This window comes from Streptomyces sp. NPDC088747 (genome assembly GCF_044751025.1).
Taxonomy (GTDB): Bacteria; Actinomycetota; Actinomycetes; order Streptomycetales; family Streptomycetaceae; genus Streptomyces.
Genome location: NZ_JBIVKZ010000015.1, coordinates 36,214 through 49,611 on the forward strand (window position 1 = coordinate 36,214; position 13,398 = coordinate 49,611).

At 72.1% G+C, this 13,398-nt stretch carries 11 protein-coding genes; 7 read left to right on the forward strand and 4 right to left on the reverse strand.

Annotated features, from left to right (window positions below; genetic code table 11):
- Positions 1–289 precede the first annotated feature (289 nt).
- Genes ACIP79_RS30150 through fabI form a run of 7 tightly spaced genes read left to right on the forward strand, consistent with a single transcriptional unit; the run spans position 290 to position 6,001 of the window.
- Positions 290–1,258 (forward strand): AfsA-related hotdog domain-containing protein, encoded by a 969-nt coding sequence (locus ACIP79_RS30150; protein ID WP_401228187.1) that lies wholly within the window; start codon positions 290–292, stop codon positions 1,256–1,258.
- Positions 1,258–1,941: an HAD family hydrolase gene (locus ACIP79_RS30155; protein ID WP_401228189.1), complete on the forward strand. Its 684-nt coding sequence runs from the start codon at positions 1,258–1,260 to the stop codon at positions 1,939–1,941. The genes ACIP79_RS30150 and ACIP79_RS30155 overlap by 1 nt, the downstream gene beginning before the upstream one ends.
- On the forward strand, positions 1,938–2,951 hold the full coding sequence (locus ACIP79_RS30160; protein WP_401228190.1) for a beta-ketoacyl-ACP synthase III: 1,014 nt from the start codon (positions 1,938–1,940) through the stop codon (positions 2,949–2,951). Before ACIP79_RS30155 ends, ACIP79_RS30160 begins: the two co-directional genes overlap by 4 nt.
- 59 nt (positions 2,952–3,010) lie before the next feature.
- Positions 3,011–3,262 (forward strand): acyl carrier protein, encoded by a 252-nt coding sequence (locus ACIP79_RS30165; protein WP_401228192.1) that lies wholly within the window; start codon positions 3,011–3,013, stop codon positions 3,260–3,262.
- Positions 3,262–4,509: a beta-ketoacyl-[acyl-carrier-protein] synthase family protein gene (locus ACIP79_RS30170; protein ID WP_401228194.1), complete on the forward strand. Its 1,248-nt coding sequence runs from the start codon at positions 3,262–3,264 to the stop codon at positions 4,507–4,509. The genes ACIP79_RS30165 and ACIP79_RS30170 overlap by 1 nt, the downstream gene beginning before the upstream one ends.
- A complete protein-coding gene (locus ACIP79_RS30175; RefSeq protein ID WP_401228195.1) occupies positions 4,506–5,216 on the forward strand; it encodes an SDR family oxidoreductase in 711 nt (236 codons plus the stop codon). Before ACIP79_RS30170 ends, ACIP79_RS30175 begins: the two co-directional genes overlap by 4 nt.
- A complete protein-coding gene (gene fabI / locus ACIP79_RS30180) occupies positions 5,213–6,001 on the forward strand; it encodes an enoyl-ACP reductase FabI (protein WP_401228197.1) in 789 nt (262 codons plus the stop codon). Before ACIP79_RS30175 ends, fabI begins: the two co-directional genes overlap by 4 nt.
- Before the next feature lie 185 nt (positions 6,002–6,186).
- Here the strand turns inward: fabI and ACIP79_RS30185 are convergent, their stop codons facing one another.
- The 4 genes from ACIP79_RS30185 to ACIP79_RS30200 form a co-directional block, all read right to left on the reverse strand.
- Positions 6,187–7,632, reverse strand: a complete 1,446-nt coding sequence (locus ACIP79_RS30185) for an FAD-binding oxidoreductase (protein WP_401228199.1) — start codon at positions 7,630–7,632, stop codon at positions 6,187–6,189.
- 222 nt (positions 7,633–7,854) lie between these two features.
- Positions 7,855–9,888 carry an endo alpha-1,4 polygalactosaminidase gene (locus ACIP79_RS30190; protein WP_401228201.1) on the reverse strand — a complete coding sequence of 678 codons (2,034 nt, stop codon included), beginning with the start codon at positions 9,886–9,888 and terminating at the stop codon, positions 7,855–7,857.
- 111 nt (positions 9,889–9,999) lie between these two features.
- Positions 10,000–11,361, reverse strand: a complete 1,362-nt coding sequence (locus ACIP79_RS30195) for an aldehyde dehydrogenase family protein (RefSeq protein ID WP_401228203.1) — start codon at positions 11,359–11,361, stop codon at positions 10,000–10,002.
- 34 nt (positions 11,362–11,395) lie between these two features.
- Positions 11,396–13,210, reverse strand: a complete 1,815-nt coding sequence (locus ACIP79_RS30200) for an asparagine synthetase B family protein (RefSeq protein WP_401228205.1) — start codon at positions 13,208–13,210, stop codon at positions 11,396–11,398.
- Positions 13,211–13,398 lie beyond the last annotated feature (188 nt).

The following is a 13,398-nucleotide window of genomic DNA, read 5'->3' on the forward strand; positions in this document are numbered from 1 at the left end:
GATTTTCTGGCCGGGAATCCGTGTCCCTGCGGTCGCATCGCTCATGGCGGGGCCGCCGCGAAGCCGCTCCGCCACCGTGCCGGACAGCCGGCGCTCAAACATCAACAGGCCTCGGCTGCAGCTGAATTGGCATAAAGCACGGAAAGTCAGCACACGCTGACTCCGGGTAACTGGTAGCGAATTCAAGGGTATGAGCCGCACGGGTGGCAGAAGGCTCTGGCTGGTCGCGGCGGGGCGCTCGAAGAATGTGGTCCACGAGCCCGGCCACTGCCCAAGGAGCAGCACACCGATGCCCCTCCCCCAGAGCGCCCTCGCACCGAACGCGGCCACAACCGCCCCGGTTCTCTCCTATCGCCACACGATCGACCGCGGTGACGTGCACCGCTGGGCGGTCAGCGAGGTCTTCCTCACCGACTACGCCGACCTGACATCCGACAACTACCTGGCGGCGGCGCAACTCCCGCCCGCCCACCACTACTTCGGTGACCACACCGGACCGGCCGCCGATGTCCCCGACAGCATGCTTCTCCTGGAGTGCTGCCGACAGGCCGCCACCTGCATCGCACACCGCGGCCTCGGCGTCGCCCGGGACAGCGCCTTCCACGTCACCGACTGGACGCTCGAACTCGTCGGCGGCACCCCGCCGCCGGCCCACGGCAGGCCCCGCGAGCTGGACATCCGGGCCGCCGTCACCCGAAGTCGGGTCCGCTCGGGAACGGTTCGCGCCGCGCTATACGTCCTGGAGCTGTCGCACGACGGCGAGACGATCGGGCGCTGCGACATCTCCGCCCGCTACTCCCCGGCCCAGGAGGCGGAGCTCGTCCGTCGCCACCACCGCAGGTCGGCGCCTCCACTGTCGAGTTCGCTGCCCTCGGTGCCTGCGGGCAGGTGCGTACCGCCCGCCGATGTGGGCCGACGGGACCCCGCCAACGTGGTGCTCGCCGACGCGCGCCGGGCGGCCGGCGGTGTGGCCGCCGTGGTGGCGGTGCCGTCCGGGCACCGTACTCATTTCGACCACCCGCAGGACCACTACACGGCGATGATCCTCATGGAGGCCGCCCGGCAGGCCGCGCTCCTCGCGGCGGGCCCCGGTGTGCGGATCACCGGCTACCGTTCGGCGTTCGCCAGATTCGCCGAACTCGACGCCCCTGTCCGGGTGTCGGCCGTGCGGCGCGGCTGCGACGAGGTGGCCGTGCGCTTCAGGCAGAACGGCACCGTGGTCAGCGAGATCGGCGTCGGCGTCTCGGAGGTCTTCTGATGACGGCGGCGACCGGGCCGGTACGCGCGGTCTGGACCGACTACGGCGGGGTGCTGACGCCGCCGACGGCTCAGTCGATGGAGTCCTTCAGCGCCCGGCTCGGCGTACCGTCGGCCCAACTCCTCGCCGCCATGCGGCAGGTGTCCCGCGACTGCGGGGCGGGCGAGGACCTCATGGCACCGCTGGACACTCCGCTGCTCACCCAGGAGACCTGGGAGCGCCGGGTCGAGGAGGCCCTCGCGGCACACAGCGGCATCCGTGTCGACCTCAGCGACTACCCCGCACGCTGGTTCGCCGACCGCGCCGTCAACCAGCCGTGGCTCGACACCCTGTACCGGCTGCGCGGGCGCGGCGTGTTCGTCGGCCTGCTGTCGAACATGCCGCCCGCCTGGGACCGCCACTGGCGCCTCGCCGTACCCCCCGAGGATCTCTTCGACGCGGTGGTGCTCTCCTACGACTCCGGCTGCCGAAAGCCCGAGGAGGAGATCTTCCGCCTCGCGGCCGAGCGGGCCGGGATGCGCCCCGAGGAATGCGTGCTCGTCGACGACCTCGCGGTCAACTGCGCGGGGGCGGTGCGGGCCGGCTGGCACGGTGTCGAGTTCACCGGCGCCGCGACCGCCACGCTCCGGGTCGACGCGCTGGTGACGGCGGGCAGCGTTCTGGTCCCCGGGGGCGAAGCGTGAGAGCCGCCGTCATCAGCGGCATCGGCGCCTGGCTGCCGCCCGGCGTCGTCACCAACGACGACCTCGCCGCCCGCATGGAGACCTCCGACGAGTGGATCCGCACCCGCACCGGCATCAGCACCCGGCACTTCGTGTCCGCCGGGATGCCGACCTCCCGGCTGGCCGCCGAGGCCGGGGCGCGGGCCATGGAGTCGGCGGGCTCCGCGGACGTGGACGCCGTGGTGCTCGCCACCACCACACCCGACCGCCCCTGCCCGGCCAGCGCCCCCGAGGTGGCCCGCCGCCTCGGCCTCACCGGCCGCCCGGCCTTCGACGTCTCCGCCGTCTGTACGGGCTTCCTGTACGCCCTCACCACCGCCGCCGGGATGATCGCCTCCGGGGCCGCCGACCAGGTTCTCGTCATCGGCGCCGAGGCCTTCAGCACCCTCATCGACCCCCAGGACCGCTCCTGTGCCGTCGTGTTCGGCGACGGTGCGGGCGCGGTGGTGCTGCGCGCCGGGGAGCCCGGCGAGCCCGGCGCCCTGGGCCGGATCGTGCTCGGCAGCGACGGATCGCTCGCCGACCTGATCACGGTGCGGGCCGGCGGCTCCGAACACCCGCACCCCGGCGCCGACCCCGGCCGCACCGACCCGGCCGACCGCTACTTCTCGATGCGGGGCCGGGAGGTCTTCGGACACGCCGTGACCCGTATGTCCGAGTCGGCGCGCGCCGCGCTCGCCCACACCGGATGGGGACCGGACGATGTCGACCGCTTGGTCGGCCACCAGGCCAACCTCCGTATCCTGCGGGCCGTCGCCGAGCAGCTGGACATCCCGGCGGACCGGCTCGTCATCCACCTCGACCGGGTCGGCAACACCGCGGCGGCCTCCATCCCGCTCGCCCTGGCACACGCGCACGGCACCGGCGAACTCGTGCCCGGGTCGCGCGTCGTCCTCGCCGCCTTCGGAGGCGGCGCCACCTGGGGAGCCACGGCACTGACCTGGCCCGCGCTCAAGTCCGCTCGACCGTAGGACCGTTCACGACGATCGCCTCACACACCCGAACCCACAGCCGGAAGGCGGCAACAGCCATGAGCACCTTCACGCCCCCCACCTTCGAGATCCTCTCCCGGATCCTGGAGGAGAAGTTCGGCGTCCTGCGCGCCGACATCAGGCCCGACACCGTGCTGGAGGACATCGAGCTGGACTCTCTCGCGCTCATCGAGGTCGCGCTGACCCTGCAGAAGCAGCTCGGCTTCGCGATACCCACCGAGGATCTCAACAGCAGCGGCACCGTATCGGACCTCTACGATCTGGTGAACACGGCCGCGGAGAAGGCCTGATGGCCGAGCGCACCGGACAGGACACGCCCGTCGCGATCACCGGGATCGGCCTCGTCACCCCGGCCGGCATCGGAGTGGCCGCGAACTGGGAGCGGGTTCTGTCGGGCCGCCCCACCGCACAGCGCGACCCGGCGCTCGCCGGGCTGCCCGTGGACATCTCCTGCCGGGTCCCCGGTTTCGACGCCGACGCCCTGCTCGGCCGCTCGACGGCCTGGCGCCTTGACCGGGTCGGCCAACTCGCCCTGGTGGCAGCCGAGGAGGCCCTGTCCGACGCGGGCCTGGACCCCGAGAAGTGGGACGGCACCCGGGTAGGTGTCGTGATGGGCAACGCCCTGGGCGGCACCGCCTCCTACGAGGACGCCCACACCGCGTACCACCAGGGGGGTGCCGACCAGGTCTCCCCGCTGGTGATGGTGAACTGGCCGGTCAACATGATCTCCGGGTATCTCGCGATGCGCTGCCGGGCGTTGGGCCCGAACCTGGTGGTCGCGACCGCCTGCGCCTCCGGTGTCACCGCGATCGGTACCGCACGGCAGATGCTGCGGTCCGGCGTCTGCGACGTCGTGCTCGCCGGCGCCTCGGAGGCACCGCTGAGCCCCACACCGATGGCCGCCTACCACCGGATGGGCGCGCTGTCCCGGCGCACCGACGACCCGGCCGGGGCGTCCCGTCCCTTCGATGCGGACCGCGGCGGTTTCGTGGCCGCGGAGGCGGCGTCCGTACTGGTCCTGGAGCGCGAGCGGGACGCACGGGCCCGGGGCGGCACGGTCCGTGCGCTGGTCTCCGGCTACGGGGCCAGCGCCGACGGGCACCACGCCTCCGCACCCGATCCGACCGGCGCGGGCGTGGAGCGCGCCCTGCGCTCGGCGCTCAGCGACGCGGACGTCGCTCCCGACGCCGTCGACCACGTCAACGCCCATGGCACGTCGACCAGGTTGAACGACCTGATGGAGTCCCGGCTCATCAACCGCGTGCTTGTCGGGCGGCCCTCGGTGACCTCCACCAAGGGCGTCACCGGACACGCGCTCGGCGCCGCGGGCGCCATCGAGGTGGCGTACACGGCCCTGACCATCGAGCACGGTCTGGTGCCGCCCACGGCCAACCTCGACAAGCTCGACCCCGAGATCGACCTCGACGTCGTCAGCGGTACCCCACGTGAACAGCGGGTCACCACGGCGACCAGCCACTCCTTCGGGTTCGGCGGGCAGAACGCCGTCCTGGTCCTCCAGAAAGCAGGCACACCATGACCGGCGGCCGATCCGTCTTCGTCACCGGCGGCAACCGGGGGATCGGTCTGGCCATCGCCCGCGCCTTCGCCGCACAGGGCGACCGGGTGGCGGTGGGCCACCGGTCGGGCGAGCCCCCCGAGGGCTTCTTCGGCGTACGCTGCGACGTCACCGACTCCGACTCGCTGGACGCGGCGTACGGGAAGATCGAGGCCGAGCACGGTCCGGTGCAGGTGCTGGTGGCGAACGCCGGGATCATGCGGGACAAGCTGGCGCTGCACACCACCGACCAGGATTTCCTGGAGATCCTCGACACCAATCTGGTGGGTGCCTTCCGGTCCGCCCGGCGGGCCATCCCCGGGATGCTGGAGGGCCGTTGGGGACGGCTCGTGTTCATCTCCTCCTTCTCCGGAATGCTCGGCTCCCCCGGGCAGGCCAACTACGCGGCGTCGAAGACGGGCCTCACCGGTCTGGCCCGCTCGCTCGCGCGCGAGCTGGGACGCCGGGGCATCACGGCGAACGTCGTGGCGCCCGGCTTCATCGACACCGACATGGTCGCGGGCGTCACCCCCAAACGCCGGGCCGAGTACCTCTCCATGACCGCGCTCGGCCGCCCCGGCACCCCCGAGGAGGTGGCCAACGTGGTGCGCTTCCTCGCCGGCGAGGACGCCTCCTATCTCACCGGCGCGTTCCTGCCGGTGAGCGGCGGGCTCGGGATGGGCGTATGAGCACGGGGCCGAAGGGCGTGGGACTGCTCGCCGGGAAGCGGCTGCTGATCACCGGCGTGCTCTCCGACACGTCGATCGCCTTCCACGTGGCCCGGATCGCCCAGCGGGAGGGCGCCCAGGTGGTGTTGACCTCGTTCGGGCGGGCGCTGCCCATCACGGAGGCGATGGCCGAACGGCTGCCCGCCCCCGCCCCCGTGATCCGGCTCGACGTCACCGATCAGGGCGACCTCGACGCGCTGGCGGACACGGTCACCGACCGCCTGGGCGGCCTCGACGGCATCGTGCACTCGATCGCGTTCGCTCCGCGGTCCGCGCTCGGCGGCGCCTTCCTCCAGACGTCGTGGCAGGACGCGGCGACCGCGCTGGAGGTGTCGGCGTACTCCCTCAAGGCCCTGGTCACGGCGTGCCTTCCGCTCCTCGATGAGGGCTCGTCCGTGGTGGGTCTCGACTTCGACGCGGCCCTGGCCTGGCCCGGCTACGACTGGATGGGCGTCTCCAAAGCCGCGCTCGAGTCGGTCAGCCGCTACCTGGCGATGTACCTCGGCGAACGGCGCGTCCGCGTCAACCTCGTCGCGGCGGGCATGGTCCGCACCCTGGCGGCTCGCTCGATCCCCGGGGTGGAGCGCATGGAGGAGATCTGGCGCACCCGCCCGCCGCTGGCCTGGGACGTGCACGACCCGGAACCGACGGCGAAAGCCTGCGCGGTGCTCCTCTCGGACTGGCTGCCGGCCACCACCGGCGAGATCCTCCACGTCGACGGGGGCCTGCACGCGGTCATGACGTGACAGGCACCGACACGTTCCCGGCCGCCGCCGCACCGACGCCGCGGCGGCCGGGCCACGACGACGTACGCCCCGCACCGGTATCCGGAACGGAGCAGCCCCAGCCCCGTACCGCACCCCCTCACACACTCTCCAAACCGCCGACCAGCGCGCGCCCGCCCCGGGCCTCCCCCGCGGGTCGTCGTCCATCAGGAGCCCGCCAGGTACCGGCCGGGGGCGATGATTCCGTCCGGGTCCCAGAGCCTCTTCAGGCCGCGGAGCGGACCGTCCTGGAAGTCGGCCGAGCGGTCGGTGATCTCCCACGGCTGCTGGTCGATGTTGGACCGGTAAGGCGGGAACCCGGCGCGCAGGAAGGAGTCCCGGGCGGTGGCGCGCAGCACGTGCGCCCGCTCGATCGAGTCCGGCTCCCGCAGGAACGGGATCTGCGTGACCATGTTGGTGGAGTGCTGGGAGATCACGTTGAACTCGAGCATCCCGGCCGTCCCGTGCCGTTCGGACTCGATCGCCATCAGCTCGACCGCGGTGACCAGGCTCACCGGGTGGAGGGGGACCACGGGCAGGAACATCAGCCAGCCCACGGGGGCCGCGTCCGCCTGGGCGCAGGTGTCGACGCGCAGGCCGGCCCGCAGCGCCTCGCAGGTCGGCGTGCCGCTCGCGAACCGGGTGCGTGCGTAGAGGGGGTCGTCCTCCGAGGTGGTGGCGGTGTCCAGCGCCCGGATCTCGATCGGCTTCGCGAACTGCCGGAAGACGTCACGGATACCGCGTTCGGCGTCCTGCACGGCCGCTCGCGTGCCGAGCAGCGGAACCTGGATGGTGATCGTGTTCGGGTCGGCGTTCTCGGGGACGGCCGCGGAGCCCTCGTCGGGGATGACGAAGAGGTCCTTGAGGCGCAGCATGCCGTGGGCGGGTACGCGTGACCTGCTGATGCGGACCATGGCATCGGCGGCGGCGCCGAGCGCGTCGCGGGCGAACGTCGCGTGGATGAGAGTGATCGCCTCGGGCCGCGGGATGAGGCTGACGGCCATGGCCGTGACGACGCCGAGGTTGGACTGCACGAAGGTCCGGGTCAGGTCGGGTCCGGCGACCGTGCCCGACCGCCTGCCGTGCCGGTCGAGGCCGCCGGTGGTGAGGATCTCGCCGGTGCCGAGTACGACCTCCAGGCCCAGCAGATCCTCCGCGCGGGCCCGGATCGTGCCGTCCCCGCGTTCGAGGGTGTTGCCGACGACACCGGCGTCCGCGCATCCCGCGGTCACGTTCAGCATCCAGGGCGTACCCTCCAGCAGCTCACTGAGCTGACGCTGTGTCACCCCCGGTTCGACCACGGCGTATCCCTCGTCCAGGTCGAGGGTGCGAATGGCGTCCATCCGGCTCAGGTCGAGCACGGTGCAGTCGCCGACCACCGGCGACCGCGACCCCATGCCCCAGTTGCGGCCGGTGCTCAGCGGGTACAGCGGGGTTCCCTCGGCCCGCGCGACGAGCACCTGCCTCCTGACCTCCTCGACGGTGTCCGGGAACCGGGTCGCCCGGACCTTCCTGGGGCGGTGTTCGCCCAGGTCCGGCTGTGGGCACAGGGCCGCGCCGACCGCGTCGGCACACGCGCCGGCCGGCCTGGAGGTCTCCTCCGTGATTGCCATCTCTGCTGCTCCAGGTGACTTCTGAAGAAAGGGCGTCGGGCTGCGACGGCGGTTCCTCCTGCCGTCCAACCCCGACAACGGAAGCCGGAGTTGACCGGATCACCTGGAAGGGCACGAATGTGTGCGGATCTCGCTACGAAGGGCGGGCACCGTCCCCGCGACCGGTGCCCGCATGTGCGCCGGGATCCCTGTCCCGGCACGAACTCGTAGCCTGACCGGCCGTCAGCAGGACTGGTGGATATAGCCCTTCGTCCCCTTGGGCACGACGAGTTCGTCGCGGCGGATGACGCTCAGGGTGCTGCTCCAGTCGGGGCACACCTGCGACAGGCCCTTCGCCGTGTACTCGACGATGAACACGTTGTTGTCGAACGCGTCGGCGAACTGGCCGCACTCGTTCCACTCCGCGCAGCCCTCCACCACGGCGAAGTCCAGCCCCACGGACTCACGGTCGGTCACCAGGTCAAGGGTGTTCTTCTGCGCGATGGCCAGGCCCTTCTCGTGGGCGTGCGTCGACAGAAGCTTCATGAGCGCCTTGGCCTGGCTCGCTTCGAGGTAGTCGGGGAAGCGGGTGAAGCTGTCGTAGTTGTCGGGCTCGACGGCCTTGTAGCCCTTCGCCGCGCACGCGTCGATCCAGGAGTTCACCTGCGCCGCGACCCGCTTCCGCTTGGCGTCCGTACGGATGTCGAGGACGGCCTCGTTCCAGACCTCGTCGTAGACGACCTTCCCGGCGTCGTCACGCAGCAGCAGGTCGGAGTCCCACTCGTCCGCCGCGCCCTCCTGCACCAGGAACGCGTTGATGTTGCAGATGTTGTAGACACCCCGCGCGGGCGCGTCCTGCCAGTCGCGGCTGACCACCCGCACACCGGCCGGCGGGGGGTACGCGCCGCCGATCTGGTAGTCCCACCGCACGTGCTTCGGCGGCAGCGTCACCGTGGCCGCGCTCACGGACGAGGGAGACGAAGGGGACGAGGGGGACGAGTCCGCGGACGCGTCGTCGGACGGACTCGTCGACGACGGTGTGGGCTCGGGCGCGTTGGCCGACCGGGAGGGCCTGTCCTGGCCCGACAGGGTCTTCACGGCGGTGATGCTCAGCCCGGTGACGACCACAACCGCGGCGAGGCCGACGAGCACCCGCCGCCGCCCCCGTCGTTTCTGACCGATCCGGGTGAGGTCGGCGGCCCCCGCTCCACTGGAGGTGACAGGCTCCGGCAGAACGGAGTCCGTACGGGAGACCTGGCGCCCGGGTGACACGTGGGCGGCCCCGGCCCCCGCCCCGGATTCGGCCGCCTCCGCCCCGCGAGACTCCGCGCCCTGAGTTCCGACGCCCTGAGCCCCGGCGTCTTGAGCCCCGGCGCCCTGTGCCTCCGCCGCACGAGACCCGCCCCGAGCCTCCGCCCCGCGGACCTCGACCGGGTCGCCCTCGACCGGGTCGCCCTCCTCCGCAGCGGCGGAGTCCCACAACGTCCGGAACACACCGTGCAGTTCGGCGAGTCCGGGCCGGGCGCCCGGATCCTTGTCCAGGCAGCGCTCGGCGACGCTCCGCAGGGGTTCCTGGACCTCGTCAAGGGCCGGGGCCTCGAACATCACCTGGTAGCCGGTCAGGTACGGGCTGCTGCCGTCGAACGGACGGTTCCCGGTGGCCGCGTACACCAGCAGCGAGCCCAGCGAGAACACGTCCGACGCCACGGTGACGTCACGCGGCGAGGCGAACTGCTCGGGCGACATGAACGGCGGCGTGCCGATCAGCCGCCCGGTGACGGTGAGGGCCTGGTTGTCGACGGCGTGCGAGATGCCGAAGTCGATGACGCGGGGCCCGTCCTCGGCCATCAGGACGTTGCTCGGCTTCAGGTCGCGGTGCACCACACCCACCCGGTGGATGTCCCGCAACGCCTCGACCAGACCGAGCGCGAGCGCGTACAACTCACGTCCGTGCAGGGGACCGTCGTTGGACACGACGTCGGCAAGGGTGCGACCGGGCACGTACAGCGTCGCCATCCACGGCTGCTCGGCGTCCGGGTCGGCGTCCACCACCGGGGCCGTGAACGCTCCGCTCACCCGCCGGACCGCCGCGATCTCCTGCCGGAACCTGGCCCGGAACTCCTCGTCCTGGGCGTACTGCGCGTGCACGACCTTGACCGCGACCCGCCGCCCCGAGGTCGAACGCCCCAGGTAGACGACACCCATACCGCCGCTACCGAGCCGGTCGATCAGCGTGTAGTCGCCGATCGACTCCAGATCGCCGGGCCTCAGCGACATCGCTGATCACCTTTCCCATGTGCCCCGTATCGAAAAGCTGTTCAGGGACATCAGACTAGTACTGAGGTCTGTCGGCATGTTGTGCAACCTCCTTGCGGATCGCACGCGAGGTCAGCTCCCCCAACGGCCCGCCGTCAGCCGTGCCGTGACCGTCTTCGGCCGCTGGAACTCGTGCAGCGCGAGCGCGCTCAGATCCGTCCCGTGGCCCGAGGATCCCCGGCCGCCGTGCGGAAGTTCGGCGGTCTGTACGAGGTGGCAGTTGAGCCAGGTCTCGCCGGCGTCGAGGCGGGCGGCCAGCGAGAGGCCGGTGGACAGGTCGCCGGTCCAGACGCTGGCGGCGAGGGCCTGGGGAACGCCGTTGGCGAGAGTGACGGCGCCGTCCAGGTCGTCGGCGGCCTGGACTGTCAGCAGCGGGCCGAACACCTCCTCCACGACCGCCGGATCGTCGTCCGGCAGATCGGCCAGGACCCGGGCGGCACGCCAGAAGCCGGACTCCTCCCCGGAGTTGGGCGCGATGTCCCCGGCGACACTCCGCTTGGCGGCGGAGGCGGCGAGGATACGGTCGTAACGGGCTGCCTGGTCCGGGTTGTTGAGCGGCCCGAAGTCGCGACCGGCGACGCGGGCGGACAGTGCCTCGGAGAGTCGCCGCACGGCGGTCTCGTAGTTCTCGCGGAGGGTGATCACGCGGGCTGGCGCGGCGCAGCTCTGACCTGCGTTGTAGGTGCAGGCGCGGGCCAGCTCGGCCCAGGTGTCCTCGGGCGCGTCGGGGAGGACGAGCACGGGGGCGTTCCCGCCGAGTTCGAGACTGACCCGGCGGCCCCCGGCGCGGGCCGCGACATCGGCGCCGGCCCGGCCGCTGCCGGTGAAGGCCACCATGTCGACGTGGTCCTCGACCAGGAGCCGGCCGGTCCGCCGGTCGCCGGGCAGGCACTGGAGGACGTCGGGACCGAGGACTCCGGCGGCGTGTTCGGCGAGGAGCCGCAGGCTGTCGGGGGTGGTCTCGGCGGGCTTGGCGACGACCGTGTTACCCGCGGCCAGCGCGGGCGCGCACCGCCAGGCGGCCATCAGCAGCGGGTAGTTCCACGGGACGATCACGCCCACCACCCCGACGGGCTCCCAGCGCACCCAGCTCTCGTGTCCGTCGACGAGCCGTCCGGCGGCGGGGGCCGACTGGGCCCGTACGGCCGAGGCGTAGAACCTGAGCAGGTCGGCGAGTTGCTCGACCTCGCCCGCCGTCTCCGCGTCCGGCTTGCCGGTTCCGGCCCGCTCGCGGGCGACGTACTCGGCGGAGTGCTCCTCGACCAGCGCGGCCAGCCGCTCCAGCCTGCGGGACCTGTCCTTCGGGGTGAGCCCACGCCAGCCGGGCAGCGCGGCACGGGCGCCGGACACGGCCGAACGCACCTCGCCCTCCCCGGCGATGGGAACGGTTCCGCGTTCACGGCCGGTGCGGGGGTCCACGAGAACGGTGTTCATGCTGATGGAGGTCTCCTTGGTGAGGCGAAGAGGGTCACAGCCCGTACGACCGCAGCCACAGCTCAAGAGTGAGGACGAGCCACAACTTGCCGCCCTGGCGCGGCAGTAGCGTGCCCTCCCCCTTCATCCAGGTGCGTACGGTGTCGGACCGGAACAGCCCGCGCTGCCGGGCCGCCCGCCCGAGCAGCAGGTCCCCGCCCAGGTCCCGCAGCGGCCCGCTCAGCCACTGCTGCACGGGAACCCGCATCCCGCTCTTGGGCCGGTCCACGACGGTGGCGGGCAGCAGATCGCGTACGGCCTCCTTCAGCACCCATTTCTCCGCCGTACCACGGAGTTTGAGGGCGGGCGGTGTGGCGAAGGCGCGGTCCACGACCCGCCGGTCGAAGAGCGGGGAGCGGCCCTGGATCCCCTGGGAGGCGGTGAGCCGCTCGACCTTGGTGAGGATGTGATGGGCGCCCTTGGTCCGCAGATTGCAGTGCAGTAGCTGGTTGAGCAGGTACGTCATCCGGTCCGGTCCTGTGAGATACGGCTCGACGAACCGCTGGAGCGGCGGGGCGTCCTCCAGGGCGCGCAGGGCGCCGGGGGTGAGCAGCTCGGGTATGTCCGTCCAGCATTTCCGGTACGACCGCAGATAGGCGGTGGCACGGTCCTCACCCCCGACGGAGGATCCGCCGGAGGACCTCCCGGAGGCCCCGATGGATCCCCTGGATCCCCCGACGGATCCCGCGGCGGCCCCGTGATGCATCTCGTGCACCAGCAGCGGCAGGTTCTTGGGCCCCCCGAAGACCGGGTCACCGCCCTCGCCGTTCAGCACGACCCGCAGCCCGTCGCCCGCCACCGCCTCGGCGAGCATCAGGTTGGGCACCGTCAACGGGTCGCCGACCGGGCTGTCGAGCAGTGCCGCCGCCTCGGCGAGCCTGGCCGCGACGGCGTCGCCGGAGACGCTCAGGACGCGGTGCCTGGTGTGGCAGTGGGCGGCGACGAGGCCCGAGTAGCCCAGTTCGTTGGGGAGTTCGTCGCCGAAACTGATGGAGTAGGTGTGCACCGGGTGGGCGTGCAGCTTGGCGGCCAGCGCGGTGACCAGGGAGCTGTCGATGCCGCCGGACAGGAGCACCCCGACGCCCTCCGCCTCCGGGAGCCGGCACGCGGTGGCCTCCTCCAACAGGGCGCGCAGGGCGAGGACATGGCCAGCGGGATCGTCGTACGCGAGGTCCGCGGCGTCCGCGAGGTGTTCACGCGGTTCCCAGTACACATGCTCGGTGACGGTGCCGTCCGTCGCGAGCCGCAGCACCCGGCCGGGCAGTACCTCCCGTACGCCCCTCAGCAGCGTCTCCTCGCCGGGCAGATAGGCGAAGGTCAGGAAGGAGCGCACGGCGGCGAGGTTCAGGCCGGTGCCGAGTGCGGGCCAACGGCGCAGCGCCCGCAGGGAGGTGGAGGCGGCCCAGGCGTGGTCGGCGCGGGCGTAGAAGAGGGTGCGGGCGCCCACGTGGTCGCGGATCAGCACGAGTTCGGTGCCGTCGAGGACCGCGAGCGCGAACATCCCCTCCGCCAGGGCGACTCCGGGCGCGCCGAGCCGGGCCCAGCAGCGCAACAGGAGTTCGCCGTCGGGGCAGTCGGGCGGCGCGGGGGCGCTGTCCGCGGCCAACGCGGCGTGCAGCCGGGCCCTGTTGTGCAGGGTGACCTCGCCGACGCCGGTCAGCCCGTGGACAGTGAACGGCCCCTCCGCGTGGCCGGGTTCGTCCTCGACCAGCGCGAGACCGGGTGTCCTACCGGGGGCGGCGCCCATCGCGGCGAGGTGATCCTCGGCCCGCGCGGATACGGGCGCCAGGCAGGCGCAGAAGCGCGCCATCAACGGCTCCTTCCATGTGCCGAACTGCGACAAGTCCAGGTGCGAGGGCGGGCGAACGGACGGTCACCCGGGCGCCCGGACAGTCGGATGTACGGGAGTACGGGAGTACGGGAGTACGGGAGTACGGGAGTACGGGAGTACGGGAGTACGGGAGTACGGGAGTACGGGAGTACGGGAGTACGGGAACG